Origin of the sequence: Nonlabens arenilitoris (assembly GCF_002954765.1) — a bacterium.
Lineage (GTDB): Bacteria > Bacteroidota > Bacteroidia > Flavobacteriales > Flavobacteriaceae > Nonlabens > Nonlabens arenilitoris.
Window position 1 is genome coordinate 1,606,311 of sequence record NZ_MTPW01000001.1, and the last position, 21,105, is coordinate 1,627,415.

Consider the following 21,105-nt stretch of genomic DNA (forward strand, 5'->3'; position numbering starts at 1 on the left):
CTAATGGCTGCCTTTTTTTATAAGTATTAAAACTATTACTTATAAATAATAAATATAGCCAACATTGAACCACCATATAAAATCAAAAGAGCGGTTGTTGACATTGCGAGGACTTAATCCATCTACATAATTGCTATCATAATAATGCCATGCGCTAGAAACTAAAAGGTCACTTAATTCACTTACCTTATATCTAAAACCTATATCACCTACTAATGCAAACGTACTACCTTGCGAGGTGTCTATACGATCGATAAATGTAGGATAAGTGGTCACTGGATTATTAAGTGGTCCTAAGGTAGAAGTAGCTTCTGGTCTAAAATTCACATAATGAGCTCCTATACCAAAATAAGGTGCAAACTTAGGTTGGCCTTCTTGAAAATCTCTAATACTTAAAGGAAACCATTCTAGGTGAGTTCCTATTTCAAAAACTTTTGCTTTACCAGTCATCGATCTTAATTGAAGACCAGCTAGACTAGGTCTGTCAGCGAGTTCACTTAAGTGCTCAAGACTGGTAACATGGTAAGCTAATTGATTTCTAATTTTAAAATGATCATTCCAGTATGTGTCTTGTGTATAACAATTACAATCTGCTCTATATGCAAAGTTAATATAATGCACTAGACCTATACCAGTTCCTACATTACCTTTATTAGTAGGCCAGTCATAACGCTCTCCATAATCTGATTGAAAAGCAACCGGTCCAGCAATTACACCTATTTCATGAGAGATACCTAACTGTGCATCTACCGTTTGTACAGTACAAATAACTGCTATTAAAAATCCAATAAAGCGTAGGGTCTTAATCATGATTATGGCATTGATAAAGCGACAAATATAATAAAATGTTAAGGATACTAATGATAGTATAACCTCTTTAAAACATGAAGTTTATATTAAACTCATTTTATATATAACGTAATATCAAAGCTACTATTCTTTAACTACTTAAATAAATGACAAAATTTATATCACTATTGTACATTAATATATATTTGCATTATCAACGAAAACGTTTTCTTTAAACGTAATTATTATTATAATAATGGAAAAAACATTGAAAGTTTTATCGATTTGATAAAAAGTAAGAACCCTAACGAGCCAGAATTCATTCAGGCAGTTAGTGAAGTGGCAGAAGCTGTAATACCTTTTATCGAGAACAATCCTCAATATGCTAGCGATAAATTGCTAGAGCGCATGGCAGAGCCAGAACGTGTAACTATGTTCCGTGTGCCATGGACAGATGATAATGGGGAAGTTCAAGTAAACCGCGGTTACCGTATACAAATGAACAGTGCCATAGGTCCTTACAAAGGTGGATTAAGATTTCACCCATCTGTAAATTTAAGTATACTTAAATTTCTTGCTTTTGAACAAGTGTTTAAAAACAGCTTAACAACACTGCCTATGGGTGGTGGTAAAGGTGGTGCTGACTTTAACCCTAAAGGTAAGTCTGATCGCGAGGTTATGCGTTTCTGTCAATCATTCATGGTTGAACTACAACGTGTTATCGGTGCAGATACGGATGTGCCTGCTGGTGATATAGGAGTAGGTGGCCGCGAGATAGGTTACTTATTTGGTTATTATAAAAAATTAAGAAATGAATTTACAGGTATTCTTACTGGTAAAGGACGTTCTTATGGAGGTTCTTTAATACGTCCAGAAGCAACAGGATACGGTAACGTATACTTTGCAGAAAATATGTTGAAGACCCGTGGAGAATCCATCAGTGGTAAAACAACAGTTATTTCAGGATCTGGAAATGTAGCACAGTATGCTGCAGAAAAGATTCTGCAACTAGGTGGTAAAGTAGTAACGATGTCAGATTCTGGTGGATACATTCACGATGCAGATGGTATTGATACAGATAAGCTAGCCTTTATTATGGATCTTAAAAATAATAAGCGTGGTCGTATTTCAGAATATGTATCACAATATCCTAGTGCAACATATCATGAAGGTGAACGTCCATGGTCCGTTAAATGTGATATAGCGCTACCATGTGCTACTCAAAATGAGTTGAACGGTGATGAGGCAAAAACCTTAGTTTCTAATGGCTGTATGTGTGTAAGTGAAGGGGCAAACATGCCTAGTACTCCAGAAGCAATTGAGCACTTTATCGATAATAAGATTTTATTTGCTCCAGGAAAAGCTTCTAATGCTGGTGGTGTAGCAACATCTGGTCTTGAAATGTCTCAAAACTCTATGCGATATAGCTGGACTGCAGAAGAGGTAGACAATAAATTACACGGTATCATGAACGATATTCACGAGGCATGTGTAGAATACGGTAAGGATAGTGATGGATTTGTAGACTATGTAAAAGGTGCAAACATTGCTGGATTTGTTAAAGTAGCAGATGCTATGCTAGCACAAGGAATTGTTTAGTATTGCTTTCGCGAAAGCGTAACCATAATTTTAAACCTCTGAATTAGATTTCAGGGGTTTTTTTATGACTCATTATTAAAGGTTATTTTTGACCTTAACGTATATTATATATCTTTAAAAGACGTTTGCTTTATATGAAGCGATTATTTCTAATATTATTAGTGTTATCCCAATGGTCATGGGCCCAAGATTTTTCTAATCAATGGGAAGCTTTTTTCTCATATTCAAATATTATTGATCTAGAGCAAAATGGTGACTTAATTTATGCCGCTAGTGATAATTCCATTTTTGTTTATGATACCTTGTTGGGGTCGTTTGAGACCATAACTACCGTTAATGGGCTAAGTGGTGAATCCATATCTCAGATTCATTATAGTGAAGCAAAGAATTTATTAATAATAGCCTTTAATAATGGTTTGATACAGGTAGTGCCAGAGACTGGTGATGTCATAAATGTGGTCGCTATAAGAGATAAGCAAACCATATCACCTGTGGAGAAAGGTGTTAACGAATTTCTTGAAAGAGGTGATTTATTATATATGGCAACTGATTTTGGTATCGCTATCTATAACTTAGAATTGCTAGAATTTGATGATACTTATTTTATAGGTGATAATGGAGCTCAACTTGCTATTAACTCTATTGATGTATCTGGCGGATTTATCTATGCCGCAACCAGTAATGGTGGTATGAGAAGAGCAAGTATATCTAATCCATTTTTACTGGATTTCATGAATTGGACTCAAATTAATAATGATAGTTGGGATGAAGTAACCACTTTTAATAACAGCGTGTATGCAGTTACTCAAGGAAGATTTGTGGGAACGCCTAATGGTTCTGGTTCTTTTAGCGGAATTGGGTTACAGTTGCCTGCAAGGTCTACAGATGCTCACGTAAATCAGGATTTTATTACATATGCCACTACAGATTTTGTTTTAGTATATGATACAAATTTTAATGAGATTTTCAGAGTAGATGATATTAATGGAGAGAGCTATAATTATACCAGTGCTATTTTATTTAATGACAATTTGTTTATAGGAACAGAGACTGCGGGAATGCTGCGAGTTAAGATCTCAAATCCTATTGACAATGAATTTATCATAGCAGATGGTCCAGCCTTTAACTCTGTTTTCTCTGTTCAAACATTGCCTAATGAACTATGGGTTACTTATGGTTCACATGATGTTTTTTATACTCCAGACAATGCTATTAGAGGTATAAGTCATCTTGTTGAAGAAGGATGGATCAATTATTCAAATACAGAAGTAAGTGGTCTACGCAGCATACCTAAGGTAACTATTAATCCAGACAACCCTAACGATCTAGTTGTTCATTCTATGAATAATGGATTGATAGATTTTATTGACGGTGTAGCCGGAACGCAATATGGTATTAATAACAGTACATTAGAGAGTATATTACCACCATCAGAGTTTTTTGTGAGAATTCCTGATGGCGCTTATGACTCTCAGGGAAATTTATGGGTAATACAGTCACAGGTAGATAATGCTTTACATAGAAGAAGTCCTTCTGGTCAATGGACCTCTTTTGATGTAGGATCAGTATATGAAGAGGTTTCTAGCAGCTCAAGTACTACTAAAATTCTGGTAACTAGAGATGATAAGATAATCTTTGGCTCTACAGATGGTGGACTTATAGGATATGATCCAGCTTTAGATCAATACTCTAGGCTTACAGAAGGTCTTCAAGAAGGTGATTTGATTAATAATTATATTAGTACGATAAGAATAGACCAGCGTGATCAATTGTGGATAGGATCTAATCTAGGATTAAGAGTTCTTACTAGTGTAAATAGTTTGTTCTCAGATGATATTCAAGATACTAGAGCTATCATTATAGAAGATGTAGATGATATCCCTAGAGAATTATTGAGAGATGAAGCTGTACTGGATATTGAAGTGGATGGAAATAATAATAAATGGGTAGCCACAGGAAGTTCTGGTGTTTTTCTTTTTAGCCCTAGCGGTAGTGAAACTATTTTTCAGTTTACAAAAAATAATTCTCCATTACCAGATAATGAAGTTAGGGACATCGCTATAGATGAGACAACTGGATTAATATACTTTGCCACTAAAAATGGATTAGTAGCCTTTAAAGGAGATAGAGCAAGTAAACCACAAGAAAATCTCGAGAATGTTTATGCTTTTCCTAATCCAGTGCGACCAGGATTTGATGGTAATGTAACTATTGATGGATTAACAAATAGAGCACGTGTGAAAATTACCGATATAGAAGGTAACTTAGTATTTGAAAAAGTTTCCCAAGGAGGAAGTATTCAATGGGATACACGTAGTTTTTCTGGGAATAAGGTCGCTAGTGGCGTATACATGTTATTTATTTCTACTGATGATAACATAGAGACCACGGTTTCTAAATTAATGATAGTTAGATAAATGCTTACTCGCACACCGGCTATAGTATTGTCTACTATTAAGTATGGCGAGGCAGATTTAATCGCTCGATTATATACTAGAGAGTTAGGAACTCAATCATACATGCTTAAAGGTGTGCGTAAATCACGCAAGGGAAAATTGCGCATATCTTATTTTCAGCCCTTAATACAATTAGATATTGTAACCCAACATAAAGGAAAAGGATCGCTAGAGTATATTAAAGAGGCTCATGTTACACCTGCCTATGATACCATTTATACGGATATTATAAAAAGTAGTGTAGTAATGTTTTTCTCTGAAATGTTAACGCAATTATTGACTGAGCAGCAACCAGACGCAAATCTATATGATTACCTCTCGAGCATATTTCAATTTTTAGATCAATCAGATGCCGTAGCAAATTTTTCTATTAAAACATTATTAGATCTTACGGCCCATATGGGCTTCCAGCCAGATGTGGAAACAATTGATTTTCCATATTTTAATTTATTAGATGGATCATTTGATAATAACGGTGTTTTACCACACCATGCCACTATAGAAGAAAGTAACTTAATTAAACTGTTTCTGGGCACGAATTTTGCAGCCATAAATGAGATTAAAATGAATCGAGAAGAGCGCAATAGCCTGTTAAATTTGGTCATTGATTATTTTCAGATACATTTGCACGTCTTTAAAAAACCTACGTCATTAACGATTTTAAAACAGCTATTCGATTCGTGAAAAAGCTACTATTGATATTTATAATATTAACTACTTTTCCTTCTATCGCACAAGTGGTTACGGTTGTAGATTCAGATACTAATGAGCCATTAGTTAATGTGGCTGTTTATAATAAATCAAAGTCTAAGTCTGCAGTGTCAGATATTGAAGGTCAGGTAGATTTAAAAACCTTTACAAATCAAGAGTATATTTATTTTCAAAGCATTTCATATGCTACTTTAAAAATTTTAAAAAGAAATCTTTCTAAAGATAAATTCATAAGATTACAACAGCAGTCAGACTTTTTTAATCCTATCATTTTATCTGCCTCAAAATTTGAACAAAGAGCTCAAGATATACCACAAAAAATATTTGCAGTAAATAAAGAAGAAATAGCGTTTAACAACCCACAAACCAGTGCAGATCTACTGCAACAATCTGGTCAGGTATTTGTTCAAAAATCTCAACAAGGTGGCGGTAGTCCTATGATTAGAGGTTTCTCTACAAATAGATTGTTGATTACCGTTGATGGTGTGCGTATGAATACGGCTATCTTCCGTAGTGGGAATTTACAAAATGTTATATCTATCGATCCTTTAAGTGTCGACCGCAGTGAAGTTATTCTAGGTCCAGGAAGTGTCGTTTATGGTAGTGATGCTATAGGTGGTGTTATGAATTTTTATACACTTAAGCCTCATTTTCAGAAAGATTCAGTACAAATTTCTGGTAGTGGTTTGTTGAGATATGCAACCGCAAATAATGAAAACACAGGACATTTAAATTTTAATATCGGCGGTGAGAAATGGGCATCGGCTACTAGCGTTAGTGTTAATTTCTTTGATGATTTGCGCATGGGTTCTCATGGTCCAGATGATTATTTAAGAGATAGTTATGTGATTCGTCGTGATAATCAGGATCTATTAGTTACAAATGATAACCCTTTATTACAGCGTCCTATGGGATATGATCAACTTAATATTCTTCAAAAATTTAGATACCAACCTACGCAAGATTTTGAATTCGGTCTAGGTCTTATTTATTCTAGTACTAGTGATTTTCCCAGATATGATTCTTTAGATCGCTTTCGCGAAAGCGGCGAACCTAGAAATGCAGAGTGGTTCTATGGTCCACAAAACTGGTTAATGACTAACTTTAATATTACACACCGCGGTAATGGTAAGTGGTATGATAAGGCAGTTTTAACACAAGCATATCAACTTTTTAAAGAAAGCAGACATACGAGAGATTTTCAGAATCCAGATCGTTTTGTGAATGAAGAACAAGTAGATGCGATATCAACTTCATTAGATTTTGAAAGACGTGATAGAGAATCTAACGCATTATTTTATGGTGGTGAATTTATTCATAATCGTGTTCGTTCTACCGGTTATATACAAGATATAGATACTAACGCTTTTACCGCAAATGCGACTAGATATCCAGATGGTTCCTCATGGCGATCACTTGCTGCTTATGCAAGTTATCAATGGAAAGTATCTTCTCAAATGATTGTCAATACTGGTTTAAGGTATAATCATATATGGATTGATGCAGACTTTGCCGCAAATAATGCTTTTTTTAATTTTCCGTTTGATGAAGCTACCGTTAATACTGGAGCACTTACTGGTGGTATAGGAGCAACTTATGTAACAGATAACATGTGGGAATTAAGAAGCAATCTTAGTACAGCTTTTCGCGCTCCTAATATTGATGATCTAGGGAAACTTTTTGATCCTAGTCCTGGCACTGTTATCGTACCCAATCCAGATCTCGAGGCAGAATACTCTTACAACGGTGAGATAGGTATTAAGAAAACATGGAATGATAAATTTACCTTAGACGCAAGTGTCTATTATACGTATTTGAAAGATGCTCTCGTAGCTCAAAATGATGAACTTAATGGGCAATCTATTATAGAGTTTCAGGGAGAACAAAGTCAAGTACAATCCATACAAAATGGTGAAAAAGCAAATATTTATGGACTAGAATTAGGACTCAATTATAAACTTAATGATCAATTCTCTTTGATTGGACATTATAATATTACAAAAGGAGAACAAACAGAAATAGATGGTAATAAAATACCAGTAAGACATGTAGCTCCAGCTTTTGGCGATTTGCAATTGAACTATGAAAAAGAGTCTTTGAAACTTGGTTTGTTCGCTCAATTTAACGGTCAATTTGATTTTGAAGATTTAGATCCTAGTCAACAAAGTCGTCCTTACTTATATGCTTTAGACTCAAATGGCAATCCATATGCACCATCATGGTACACTCTTAACATAAGGTCTAGATACAGCCTCAATGAGGCACTTTCTCTAAATGTGACATTAGAAAATATGACAGATCAACGATATAGAACATATTCATCTGGTGTAAGCGCTGCTGGTAGAAATTTAATTCTAGGTGCTAGATATTTATTTTAAAAACTGATCATTATAAAGTGTCTCTAACGATTTCTCTTGCTCAACAAACTTTTCAACTACACGCCAGTGGAGCAGCATATTGGGTAGAACAGGATACCGTACTATTAGCAGATGTTCATTTAGGTAAAAGCGCTCATTTCCGTAAAAACGGAATGGCTATACCTGCCAGTGCAGATGATATGGAGTATGATAAACTCACTGAGGTCATTAAGTTATTTAACCCATCGCGATTATGGTTTCTAGGTGATCTGTTTCATTCCTATATTAACGCAGAGTGGCATTTTTTTGAGCAATGGGTCCGTTCTCAAACTATAGAATTAGCTTTGATTATGGGTAATCACGATGTGATAGGTAGAGAGGCCTTTGAAAAAATAGGTGTAAAAACCTATGATCAACTCAACATGGGACATGTGATTTTAACGCATCATCCACAACAGGTGGATGGAAAGTTTAATATCGCTGGACATGTACATCCATCGATTAAAATGAATGGTGCTGGAAAACAAAGAGTCAAACTACCTTGTTTTTTAATAATGAATACGGACTTATTCTAGCAGCTTTTGGTGATTTTACTGGAACATACACTATAAAACCCAAAAAGGGGCACAGAGTTTTTGCTATTGTAGAACAAGAGGTCATAGAGCTGCGGTAGTTTTATAAAACTCTTAATGTTATTATTTTGAATTGTCTATTATCTTTAGAACATGAAAAAACTTATAGCAGTACTCAATCTAATTAGTATTATTTTTCTAATTGCATGGAATGGCTATGCAAACACAGGTAATTATAACGGTAAAACAGTAGGTGAGTTAAGTGCTGAATATAATAACCTATTCACACCAGCTAGTTATGCTTTTTCTATATGGGGTTTAATTTTCTTAATGCTATTAGTGTTTGGTATTTATGGTGTTTATATCGCTTTCGCGAAAGCGAAACAATCACAACCTACAGATTATAGAGTAGACTTCCTGAAGACAACAGCACCATGGTTTTTACTCGCAAATATATTTTGTAGTGCTTGGGTAGCATTTTGGTTAGATGAAATGGTAGGTTTTTCTGTAATATGTATGTTGGGGATTTTAGTAAGTTTAGTGATCTGTGTAAAAAAGTTAGACATGGAGATATGGGATGCACCTTTTCCTATTATCGCATTTGTATGGTGGCCATTATGTCTTTATGTGGGATGGATTAGCGTTGCGACTATAGCAAATATAGCAGCATGGTTGAATGGTAACTTTGACTTTGCAATAACTACTCAGGTATATGCAACTATGGTCATGATTGTTATAGCATTTGTTGTTAATATGGCGATGGTCGTTTATCGCAATATGCGAGAGTTTGCACTAGTAGGTGTATGGGCGCTGGTTGCAATTTTTATGAGATTTAACGAGCCTATGGATGGTCTGAGTAAACTGGCAACTAGTCAGATAGCTTATCTAGCACTAGGACTAGCATGTGTACTAACTATCGCAATAGCAATACATGGTTCTAGAAATAAAAAGACGAATCCATATAGAAAGTGTATAGAATGGCGTGACTCTAAAAAGTAATTAAAAGCTTTTAATATCATTTCCCCATGTAGGATAATTAAATATCACGTCCTTCAATTCTTCAAAGGTCATGTTTGCTTTCATGGCTATAGCAAACATGTTAATTTGCTCTGCAGCTTCAGGTCCTACTATGTGTGCTCCTAATATTTTGTTACTGTCGTTTTCTAAAATAATTTTATAGCCATAAAGCGGTGCGTTAATACGCTGGTTGTTGAACCATTCACTAGCGTCGCTTTCAATTGTATGATATAATTTCTTTGCTTCAATTGCTTGATTCTCTGTAAGCCCTATGCCAGAGCATTGTGGTATGGTGAATACGGAGCTAGGAATTGCAGGGATACTTAATTCTCTGTTTTTACCATTCAGATTATCCGCAACAACTTTTGCCTCTATACTGCTCAATGGCGTTAATGGTAGGCTTTTATTAGATATATCTCCACAAGCATAAATATGCGATTGAGAGGTGCTTTGTAATTTACTATTTACTAGTATTCCATTATGATTAGTTACCACATTTGCTTGTGCAAGATTTAAATTATCAATTGAAGGTACACGTCCTGCTGTATTAAATACGCAATCTGTAGTTATCTGGTGAATACTATCATTTAGTGAGTAATGCACCAAATAGCGATTGTTAACTTTTTCAATACTAGAAACTTGAGAGTTTTTAATGATTTGAATTCCCATTTTAAGCGATTCTTCTTCTAATAAGCTAGAGGTAAATGTCTCAAAAGGGCTTAAAATGTGCTCTCCTTTATCGATTATTGTCACTTTGGATCCAGCTCTACAAAGTAAATGCCCAAACTCCATGCCTATATAACCACCACCTATGAAGACGACTTTTTCAGGAATATCCTTAAGATTGAAAAAATCTCCTGAAGTCAAAGCATATTTCTCACCTGGTATGCCTAAACTTAATGCTTGCATTCCTGTTGCAATAACAAAATAATCTGATTTTATTTCTTTTTCATCTAGTATGATGGTGTGAGAATCTTTAAATTTAGCTTTGCCGTGATAACAAATAACGCCACGTTCTTTAAGATCCTTTTCTGTGTTTGAAGGAATATCATTAGTAAAACGTCTTGCATAATTATAAGCTTCTCGCCAGTTAATCTTCAATTCTCCAGCAAGCCCGTCGGTCTTCATGTTCTTTGATAATTCAAAAGCTTCACTAGAGGCCAGGAGTAGTTTTTTAGGGTCACAACCACGTTGAGAGCAAACACCGCCGTATTCTCTAATGTCTATGATCCCTACTTTTTTACCAGCGGCAGTACATTCTTTAGCGACCAGTTGACCAGCTGTACCGGTTCCAAATATAAATACATCAAATTTATCCATGTTATAAAGGTATCTTGTATGCAACAGTTTCTATATTAAAGTATTCTCAATATTCTTGAGCATGGTCCTTTCTAGGCTTATCTTTGTGATACTATTATGAGTTTTAACAAGATTCTTAAGCAATATGCACAAGCCTCACAAACGCAAAGTTTGAGAGAAGTCGTGTCCCTATCTCAAGGTCGTACACATTTAAGTGGTTTACAAGGCAGTGCTTTTACTATAGCCGCAAGTTCAATTTTTGATGAGGTTGAAAAACCTTTTATGATCATTGCAAATGATAAAGAGCAAGCCGCCTACTTGCTTAATGATTTTGAAAAAATGCTAGGTGACGACCGTGTTCTTTTCTATCCAGGTAGTTACAGGCGTCCTTATCAAATTGAAAAGACAGATAATGCTAATGTGCTTTTACGTGCCGAAGTACTTAATCGAATCAACTCTCGTAAAAAGCCTGCGGTAATTGTTACCTATCCCAATGCATTATTTGAAAAGGTAGTTACTCGTAAAGAACTTGAAAAAAATACTCTTAAAATTACAGTAGGTGATCAGATTTCTATTGATTTTGCAAATGAGGTTCTATTTGAATATGAATTTAAAAGAGTAGATTTTGTTACAGAGCCTGGAGAGTTCTCAGTACGTGGTGGAATTTTAGATGTATTCTCTTTTTCTCACGATGAGCCTTATCGCATAGAGTTTTTTGGTAACGAGATTGATACCATAAGGGTTTTTGATGTAGAGACTCAATTATCTAAAGAGCAAATTAAAAAAATCTCAATTATACCTAACGTTGAGCATAAAAAGCTTGAGGAAAATAGAGAAAGTTTTTTACAATACTTATCTAATACGACGGTCATTTTTGTAGAGAATGTAGAGCTGCTCTATAGTAGTTTAGATACTCTTTTTGCAAAGGCAGAACAAGCTTATAGTGAACTTCAAGGTGAGGTTAGACAACTAGTGCCTGCAGAGATTTTTTGTGACTCTAGCGTTATTAAAAAGCAGTTAGTAAATTATAACCTAATAGAGTTAACTACTCAATCCGGTAATATTGAATACCGCACAGTTCCACAGCCAGCTTTCAATAAACAATTTGATTTATTAGTCGAGAATCTTAAGGAAAATGAGGAGAATGGCTATACCTCATACCTTTTTTGCGGTACAGCGCAACAGGCAAAAAGATTTAAAGACATTTTTGATGATATGGGAGCACAAGTACAGTATGAGACTGTAGTTATGACGCTCTTTAAGGGATTTATTGATCACGACTTAAAAATAGCCTGTTACACAGATCATCAAATTTTTGATAGGTATCATAAGTTTAAATTGAAAAATGGATATGCTAAAAAGCAAGCCATAACTTTAAAAGAACTTAATACTTTAGAAATAGGTGATTATGTCACACACATTGATCATGGAATCGGAAAATTTGGTGGGTTACAGAAAATAGATGTCAATGGTACTCAACAAGAGGCGATAAAACTTGTTTATGGAGAACGTGATATTTTATATGTGTCAATTCATTCTTTACACAAAATAACTCGCTATTCTAGTAAAGATGGAAAAACACCCAAAGTATATAAACTAGGAAGCCCAGCCTGGAAAAAACTTAAGGCCAAAACAAAGACCAAGGTTAAGCAAATTGCATTTGACCTGATACAATTGTATGCTAAACGACGTGCCAAAAAAGGATTTCGATTTGAACCAGATGGGTATCTTCAAAATGAATTGGAGGCGAGCTTTATTTATGAAGATACACCAGATCAAAGTGCCGCTACCGTAGACGTAAAAGCTGATATGGAAAGTGATCGACCTATGGATCGATTAGTTTGTGGTGATGTTGGTTTTGGGAAGACAGAAGTGGCAATTAGAGCTGCATTTAAGGCAGCTGTCAGTGGTAAACAGGTCGCTGTGTTAGTACCTACTACAATTCTTGCTTTTCAACATGCTAAAACTTTTAAAGAGCGATTAGGTAATCTACCAGTGACGGTTGATTACTTAAATAGATTTAGGACCGCAAAAGAACGCAAAGGCGTACTAGAAGGTCTAGCAAATGGTCAGGTGGATATTGTAATAGGAACACATCAATTAGTAAGCAAATCTATACAGTTTAAGGACCTAGGATTGCTTATTATAGATGAGGAACAAAAGTTTGGCGTTGGTGTTAAGGATAAACTTAAAACGCTTAAAGAAAATATAGATACGCTCACACTAACTGCAACACCTATTCCACGTACGTTACAGTTTTCTTTAATGGCGGCTCGTGATTTAAGTGTGATTAAAACAGCTCCACCTAACAGGCATCCGATTGAATCTAGAGTGATTCGGTTTTCAGAAGAAACCATTAGAGATGCTGTGAGTTATGAGATATCTCGTGGTGGTCAGGTATTTTTTGTGCATAACCGTATTGAGAATATTAAAGAAGTGGCTGGTATGATACAGCGCTCAGTGCCAGACGCTAGAGTAGGTATAGGACATGGTCAGATGGATGGTAAAAAACTTGAAGATCTGATGTTGTCGTTTATGAATGGCGACTTTGATGTTCTTGTTGCGACAACGATTATAGAAAGTGGATTAGATGTACCTAATGCAAATACTATTTTTATAAATAATGCAAATAATTTTGGACTGTCGGACTTGCATCAAATGCGTGGTCGTGTAGGTCGTAGTAATAAAAAAGCCTTTTGTTATTTTATCACACCACCATATGATATGATGACTGATGACGCTCGCAAACGTATTCAGGCAGTAGAGACCTTCTCAGAACTAGGCAGTGGTTTTAATATTGCTATGAAAGATCTTGAAATACGTGGTGCAGGAGATATTTTAGGTGGTGAGCAAAGTGGATTTATGAATGAAATAGGCTTTGATACCTATCAAAAAATATTAAATGAAGCCATTGAAGAGCTTAAGGAGAATGAGTTTAAAGATCTCTATGAAGAAGAAAAGGTAGAGAAAATTCATGTTAGTGACGTTACGATAGATACAGAGTTTGAATTGCTTTTCCCTGATGACTATATTAATTCTATTACAGAGAGATTAGCTTTATATTCTAAGCTTAATGAACTCAATAATGAGACTGAACTAGAAAACTTTAGAAAAGATTTACAAGACCGATTTGGTGAGTTGCCATATCAAGCAGAAGATTTGTTAACCAGTATAAAATTAAAATGGATTGCAGCTAGAATGGGACTTGAAAAAGTCATCATGAAGCAAGATAAACTGATAGGTTATTTCATATCTGATCAACAAAGCAGTTTTTATCAAAGCGCAACCTTTTCAAAAATACTGCAAGCGGTACAACAGCAGCCGCGTGTGCTGCGCATGAAAGAAAAGCAAACTAGAGCAGGACTTAGATTATTACTTACAGTAGATAAAGTAAAAACTGTAGATCGCGCTTTTGAAGTGCTAAATTCTATTTTGCCACCTGTAGGAAAGGTATAAATGACTGTTTGTTGAGATTAAAAAAGCCTTGTTCTTATTTATAGAACAAGGCTTTTTAATGATTTAATGTTAACGCTTTCGCGAAAGCGTAATTTCAATTTTCTAGAACCAATGACTCCACGGTAGTCTAGTTAAAACAAGTATAAACGCTAGTGTGTAAAATATAGCGAGCACTTTAAGCTTTCCATTGCTTACAATTTTCTTTTTGTGCTTTGAATATCCTATTGTTAAAAGAGTAATAGCAATAATCATTGTTAATGGATGCTCTACTAACATAAGACGAGCCTCAGAGTTACCCATCACTTCTTTCATCCCACCAGACCATGCGTTAAACCAAGGAGAGGTAAAGTATAGCACAAGGCCTATCAATAATTGAATGTGTGTTACTATAAGGCCTCCTAGTGCTAGACTAAAGTCTCTATTACCAAATTCTTTTTTAGTAAAATAACCAATAAGAGAATTGATGGTAGCAAGTCCTAATACGATTACTACTATATATGCCCAACCAGAGTGTGCGTGTTTTATAATTTCCATAGTGATGCAATTTAAATTCAAAAATAACTATAAACAAGAAACCCTACTCAATTGAGTAGGGTTTCTTTATGAAATGTATGTATTAAGATCTTTCTTAGTTGAAGATATATCTTAAACCTACTTGCATTTGCCATCTTGAAGATTGCGTTCCCGCATCGTCAATTCTTTCAAAGCTTTCTGCAAAGTCTGGATTGAAAGAGAATTCTGGATCAACACCATTACTCTCAACTTCAACGATACCTACGTTACCAAAACTACTGTTTACAAATGATTGCTCACCCCAGTTTTTGTTTACTAAGTTTAGGAAGTTAAAGATGTCTAGAGAAACTTGGAAAGTGTGTTTTTTCTCGTTGAAGTTTAAACTAAAGTCCTGTAGAAGCTTTAAGTCTACCATGTGATTCCATGGTCCGCGATCTCCACCACGTTCAGCATACTGACCGCGACGTCCGTCTAGATAGTCATTACTTTCAATAAAAGCATCTAGAGCAGCCCATTGGTCTGCAGCAGATACACCATTGTTGTCCACTAAATTGATCTCGCTTGCATTTCTAGGAACATAGAATAAAGCGTTATCACTAGAGTCATCATTAAGTAAATCTCTACCTTGGTAGATGTAACTTAAAGCACCACCTTGTTGTCCATTATAGAATACACCTAAAGTAGTTTTTAAATTGTCATTCCATTTATACTCATAAGAAGCATTTGCAGAAATTCTGTGACCTACTGCAAATGCAGAGTTACCGATTTGTGCCGTATTCTTACCATTTACAGTTACAACATTTCTCCATTGAGAACTGTTTTGAGAAGAAGTACCTTCAAAGATAGATTTACCTTGTCCATAAGAATAAGATACCTGTCCAGAGAATCCATTGTCATATGGCTTAGTAATGCTTAATGTTCCATTGTAAGACCATCCTTCATTAGTGTTAGTTCCTAAAATGATTCTTGTGTAAGTGTCATCAATTTCATCACCACGATCATAGAATGGACGACCGTCTGCATTATTAAGAGATAATGTTGGGTCTTTTAGGTTTAGGTTTTGATAGAATACATTGTTGATGGTCTCGTTGTATAAGAAATCTGCACTTACAATAAGTCCCCAAACGTTAGTCTTTTGATCGATACCAATATTGTATTTCATTACCTGTGGTAATTTAAAGTCTGGAGAGAAGATATCAATCTGTCCACCGTTTGCACCACTACCTGGAGCTGGCGCGCCGTTTAATGGCTGGTTGAAAGGATCTGCAACAAAGTTTTGACTACCGAAAGCAGCAGTTCCACCTACAGCAATACCGTTATTGTTGTAAGCACCACCTGGCCATACTAAAGGAACTCTAGAGGTAAAGATTCCTAATCCACCACGTACTTGTGTTTTTCTATCACCATTTACGTCCCAGTTAAAACCTGCACGTGGAGAAACGTGAATTTGGCTTTTTATTTTCTTACCTACTCTTGCACCTTGAAGATCTTTACCTTCAGCTTCTAATAATGCAACCGTTCTGTCGTTGAAATCATCGTTTGCTTGACCAGCATCATAGAAAGGAACATCAAAACGTACACCATATGTAAGTTTAAAGTTATCAGTTAATTTCCATTGATCTTGTGCATATAATCCTAACTGAGAATAGTTAAAGGCAGCAGCAGCAGCTTCAATGTCATCACCACTAGTTCCTGCTGGATCTAGTAAAGAGTATGAGTGGAAGTAAGAGTCTGCAGCAACATCGTTAGATGGGTCATTGTCAAAATAAGTATTGAATTCTGCTAATGAGTTGAACTGGTATTGTCCATAGTTTTGTCTTACAAAAACGTTTCTCATATCATAGTTTTCAAAGTTAGCTCCGAAAGTCATGTTGTGAGCTCCTTTAGAAACTTCAAAGTTGTTAGTAATTGTGAAGATTTTTTGCTCAAGGATATTTGCCGTTGAAAATGCTTCAGAACCAAAAGTAATGTCACCATCACCATCTTCAATACTTACTCTAGGGAAAGGATTACCTATTGGGTCACGGTTGTCATTTACAGATGTATAACTAACAATTAAATTATTAGATAAGTTTCTACCGTTTGTTGTATTCCATTCTAGTGTAGAGAAGTGAGTTTCTGATGGGAAATAAACACCAGCGTTTGCAAAGTTTATTGCTCTGTTACTACTTTGGCTAGGAGAGATAGATTCACCATTTACATAGTTGTGCTTTGCTGTAAGAGTGTTTTTATCATCAATGTTATAGTCTAATTTAATAGTAAACTTTTCACTGTTTAATTCAGTGATAGTGTTTTCATAACCACCAGGATTGTATCCAAAAACGTTGATAAGGTTATCTCTTAAAGCGTTTATATCTGCAATACTACTGTCTCCATTATATAATGCAGAGTCAAAAGGTCTAGGCTCTTCTTCTCTTTGAATTTCAGCATTTACAAAGAAGAAAAGTTTGTCTTTAATGATAGGTCCACCTACACGTACACCATAAAGATTTGCAGAAAAGTCATCTAACTTTTCACGGTTGTCTTCGCTAATTCCAACTGGAGTTTTTCCAGCAAGACTTTCATTACGTAAATAGAAGTATGCACTTCCTTCAACCTCATTAGTACCAGATCTAGTAATAGCGTTAATAGCACCACCGGTAAAACCTGATTGACGTACATCAAATGGAGCAACGTTAACTTGGAACGACTCAATAGCATCGATAGAAATAGGGTTTACACCTATTTGTCCACCATTAGTTCCAGATCCAGCAAGTCCAAAAACGTCATTATTTACAGCACCATCAATAAAGATAGAGTTGTAACGGTTGTTTTGTCCTGCGATAGAAATAGCACCACCTTCAGATACAGTAGCCTGTGGAGTTTTTCTTAAGAAATCACCTATACCACGAGTTACAGATGGCATTGTATTGATTTCACGTTGAGAAATGTTAGTTTCAGTTCCTGTTTTACCAGAATCAAAAATACCATCTCTTACGGCATCAATTACAATAGCGTCTAGTGCATTTGTAGAATCTACAAGAGTTACATCAATCCTTTCAGATTCACCTAATTGTAAATAAATGTCACTTAAAACAACTTCATTCTTACCTACATAAGAAATTGTAATTGTATATGGACCACCGATACGCATGTTAGATACACGATAGTACCCATCTATATCAGTTGTTGATCCATACTTTGAATTAGTAGGGCCATGAACTGCAACTACAGTAGCTCCTAGTAATGGTTCATTCTCTGCCTCGAGAATACGACCGTTAATACTCGAGGTAGTTACCTGAGCAGTTACAGCCATAGAGCTTAACAAAAGCCCAATTGCTAGTAAAAATTGTAAAGATTTTTTCATTTTCAATCAGTTATAGTTTGAGCTGCAAAAATACTGACGAAAAAAGCGTGCAATATTAAGTTAACATTAAGAATATTAAAAACTTATTAACCGTAACGATCTGAAAAATAGAAGGTTATTAATTTAGACTACCGAATCTCTTCAAAATTCCTGTTGTTGAGCTGTCGTGACCGGCATATTCTTTATTTTCTATGTTCTCTAGTACCGCATCTGCTAGAACCTTTCCTAATTCAACACCCCATTGATCATAACTATAAATATTCCAGATAATACCTTCTGTAAATATTTTGTGTTCGTACATAGCTACAAGTTTGCCTATACTGTGTGGTGTAAGTTCATCTATTAAGATAGTGGTGGTAGGTTGATCTCCTTCAAAAACTTTAAATGGTAATAAAAGCTCAATTTCTTCTTTACTTTTACCTGATTTTTCAAGGTCTTTTTTGGCTTCATTTCTAGTCTTACCATTCATTAAAGCTTCTGTCTGTGCTATAAAGTTAGCCATAAGCTTGTTATGGTGATCGGGCTGGTTGTATTTTGCTTTCGCGAAAGCGATAAAATGTGCAGGTATTAACTTAGTACCTTGATGAATTAATTGAAAAAAGGCATGTTGTGAATTTGTCCCTGGTTCTCCCCATATAATATTACCAGTATCATAAGTAACAGAGTTACCATCTCGATCAACGCATTTACCATTACTTTCCATAATGGCTTGCTGAAGATATGCTGGTAATCTATGTAGGTATTGTGTGTAAGGGATTATGGCTTCACTTTGTGCACGATAAAAGTTGTTGTACCATATGGTCATTAAGGCTAGCTGGACTGGAATGTTTTGTTCAAAATCTACATTTTTGAAATGGTTGTCCATCTCGTGCGCACCGTCTAATAATGATTGGAAATTTTTAGTTCCTATTCCTAGGGCAACTGACATTCCTACGGTACTCCACAATGAAAATCTACCGCCTACCCAATCAAACATAGGGAATATATTGGTATGATCGATACCAAAGTTGACTGCTTTTTCTACATTACTGCTTACTGCTATAAAGTGTTTTGAAACCGCATCTGTTCTTATTTTTTCAGTAAACCAGTTTCTTATAGTTGTTGCATTAGTAAGTGTTTCTTGTGTGCCAAAAGATTTAGAAACAATAACAAATAAAGTTGTTTCGGGATTGATCTTTTTGAGTACTTCTTCTACATGGTCACCTTCTACATTAGATACAAAGTGAAGGGTCATATCATTTTTATATGCTTGTAAAGCTTCATAAACCATTACTGGACCTAAATCACTACCACCTATTCCTATGTTAACTACAGTATCAAACTTTTTACCGTGAGCGGTTAGTGTGGTTCCATTCAATACATTATCCACATATTTAAACATTTTTTGTTTACTTTCTGTGGCGTCGTTAACATTGCTGATCACGCTGCTGTCTGCACTGTTTTGTGGAGTTCTTAATGCTGTATGTAAAACAGCGCGCTTTTCAGTGGCGTTTATGACAGCACCTGTGAAATAGGAATTGATTGCTTCTTTTAATCCACACTCTGTAGCAAGTGCTGTTAGATGAGATCTTGTACTTTCTGTAATTAGATTTTTTGAAAAATCAACATAAAAATCCTTATCGATTAACGTCAGCTTTTCTGCTCTTGAAGCATCTTTTTTAAACTCTTCTCTAAGGCTAAAGTTGTCAAAACCTTCAAAATGCTTTTCTAATTTGAGCCACGCATTTGTTTCGGTAGGATTTATATTTTTCATAATACTTCTTCTTCGTTTTTAAATGGTAATAGGTCTATTTCATCCTTTAAAGGTTGAATAAAATTGAGATAATCATCCATTTTTTCTTTAGGCAATGGATCTGCGCTAGGTAAATTTTGTTTGTATGGGTCAACCTGTTTCCCATTTACCCAGAAACGATAACATACATGTGGTCCAGTAGCTAGACCTGTGGATCCTACCGTACCTATCACCTGACCTTGTTTAACACGCTGGCCTACTTTTACACTGCGTTTAGTCATGTGTAGATATTGTGTAGAATAGGTGTCGTTATGTTTTACTTTTACATAATTTCCATTGCCACGTGTGTAACCAGACTTAACAACAACACCATTTGCTGTAGATACTATAGGTGTGCCATATGCCGCTGCATAGTCTGTCCCTTTATGTGCTTTCCATCTTTTTTGTACCGGATGAAATCTACGTTTTGTAAAACGGCTCGATATCCTTGAGTAGTTGACAGGTGCTTTTAAGAAAAAACTACGTAACGTCTTACCATTCTCATCATAGTAATCACTTATATTGTTAATAGAATCTGTCTTAAAATCAAAAGCATAGAAAGGTGTTTTATCAGTCTCAAAAACTGCGGCTTCTATACTTTCAATACCTGCATAGATACTGTCATTGATATAGCGTTCAGTATATATCATTTTAAAACGATCACCTTTTTGTAACCTAAAAAAGTCTATAGACCATCGATATATATCAGATAATTCATAAATAGCCGCCATGCCTAGACCTTCTTCTTCCATTGCCTCTGATAGAGTAGAATTAATGATGCCAGATGCTGTTTTCCTTACAAATTTTAATGGATGTTTGTCTTTGTAAGCTTTGAGACTATCTGCAAAATTAAGTACTACATAATCCATTTTAGTAGTTTCATAAATGAACGCTTCTGGAGTACCTAGACTGTCTTTTCTTTTTAAAATCTTATAGGGTTTACCTACTTGTATACGTCGTACACTATATACGGCGTCTAACTCTTCGGCAGCTTTAAAAACGCTTTGCCCATCTACGAGATGTGGATCAATAATATTACCAAAAGTGTCTCCGTTTTTAACAGTATCAGTAACGACTTCATAATTGTTAAGGTCAAAACCATATTGCATAACAGGTACTACAACCTCTGCCACTTCTGGTTCGACATAAACTTCTTTTTCTTTACAAGCAGTCAAGCTTATTCCCAGTGCTAGGGCGATGACTAGAAATTTCTTCATCT

The 21,105-nt window shown here is 35.4% G+C and carries 13 protein-coding genes; 7 read left to right on the forward strand and 6 right to left on the reverse strand.

What is annotated here, in order from left to right:
* Positions 1-39: 39 nt before the first annotated feature.
* On the reverse strand, positions 40-810 hold the full coding sequence (locus BST92_RS07150) for a THC0290_0291 family protein (RefSeq protein ID WP_105070826.1): 771 nt from the start codon (positions 808-810) through the stop codon (positions 40-42).
* A gap of 246 nt (positions 811-1,056) precedes the next feature.
* Between BST92_RS07150 and gdhA the strand changes: the two genes are divergently transcribed.
* The 6 genes from gdhA to BST92_RS07180 all read left to right on the forward strand — a co-directional run bounded on the left by gdhA (position 1,057) and on the right by BST92_RS07180 (position 9,483).
* Positions 1,057-2,388 carry an NADP-specific glutamate dehydrogenase gene (gene gdhA / locus BST92_RS07155; protein WP_425437390.1) on the forward strand — a complete coding sequence of 444 codons (1,332 nt, stop codon included), beginning with the start codon at positions 1,057-1,059 and terminating at the stop codon, positions 2,386-2,388.
* Positions 2,389-2,522: 134 nt separating this feature from the next.
* Positions 2,523-4,805 carry a type IX secretion system anionic LPS delivery protein PorZ gene (gene porZ / locus BST92_RS07160; protein WP_211292456.1) on the forward strand — a complete coding sequence of 761 codons (2,283 nt, stop codon included), beginning with the start codon at positions 2,523-2,525 and terminating at the stop codon, positions 4,803-4,805.
* Positions 4,806-5,528, forward strand: a complete 723-nt coding sequence (gene recO, locus BST92_RS07165; RefSeq protein ID WP_105070829.1) for a DNA repair protein RecO — start codon at positions 4,806-4,808, stop codon at positions 5,526-5,528. It abuts the gene before it with no gap.
* Positions 5,525-7,933, forward strand: coding sequence for a TonB-dependent receptor (locus BST92_RS07170; RefSeq protein WP_105070830.1), 2,409 nt, complete (start codon positions 5,525-5,527; stop codon positions 7,931-7,933). Before recO ends, BST92_RS07170 begins: the two co-directional genes overlap by 4 nt.
* Before the next feature lie 17 nt (positions 7,934-7,950).
* Positions 7,951-8,487: a ligase-associated DNA damage response endonuclease PdeM gene (gene pdeM / locus BST92_RS07175; protein ID WP_245910882.1), complete on the forward strand. Its 537-nt coding sequence runs from the start codon at positions 7,951-7,953 to the stop codon at positions 8,485-8,487.
* A gap of 150 nt (positions 8,488-8,637) precedes the next feature.
* Positions 8,638-9,483: a hypothetical protein gene (locus BST92_RS07180; RefSeq protein ID WP_105070831.1), complete on the forward strand. Its 846-nt coding sequence runs from the start codon at positions 8,638-8,640 to the stop codon at positions 9,481-9,483.
* Here BST92_RS07180 and BST92_RS07185 read toward each other — a convergent pair whose 3' ends face one another.
* Entirely contained in the window at positions 9,484-10,821 is a 1,338-nt protein-coding gene (locus tag BST92_RS07185) for a dihydrolipoyl dehydrogenase family protein (protein ID WP_105070832.1), read from the reverse strand.
* Between the two features lie 96 nt (positions 10,822-10,917).
* On the opposite strand from BST92_RS07185, the gene mfd reads away from it, so the two are divergent.
* A complete protein-coding gene (gene mfd, locus BST92_RS07190) occupies positions 10,918-14,256 on the forward strand; it encodes a transcription-repair coupling factor (protein ID WP_105070833.1) in 3,339 nt (1,112 codons plus the stop codon).
* A 102-nt stretch (positions 14,257-14,358) separates the two neighbouring features.
* Here the strand turns inward: mfd and BST92_RS07195 are convergent, their stop codons facing one another.
* The 4 genes from BST92_RS07195 to BST92_RS07210 form a co-directional block, all read right to left on the reverse strand.
* Positions 14,359-14,790, reverse strand: a complete 432-nt coding sequence (locus BST92_RS07195) for a hypothetical protein (protein ID WP_105070834.1) — start codon at positions 14,788-14,790, stop codon at positions 14,359-14,361.
* Between the two features lie 94 nt (positions 14,791-14,884).
* Entirely contained in the window at positions 14,885-18,115 is a 3,231-nt protein-coding gene (locus tag BST92_RS07200) for a TonB-dependent receptor (RefSeq protein ID WP_170061719.1), read from the reverse strand.
* Positions 18,116-18,233: 118 nt separating this feature from the next.
* Positions 18,234-19,868: a glucose-6-phosphate isomerase gene (gene pgi / locus BST92_RS07205; protein WP_105070835.1), complete on the reverse strand. Its 1,635-nt coding sequence runs from the start codon at positions 19,866-19,868 to the stop codon at positions 18,234-18,236.
* The gene (locus BST92_RS07210; RefSeq protein WP_105070836.1) at positions 19,865-21,103 is read right to left on the reverse strand and encodes a M23 family metallopeptidase; all 1,239 of its coding nucleotides are present in this window, start codon (positions 21,101-21,103) and stop codon (positions 19,865-19,867) included. The genes pgi and BST92_RS07210 overlap by 4 nt, the downstream gene beginning before the upstream one ends.
* Positions 21,104-21,105: the final 2 nt, after the last annotated feature.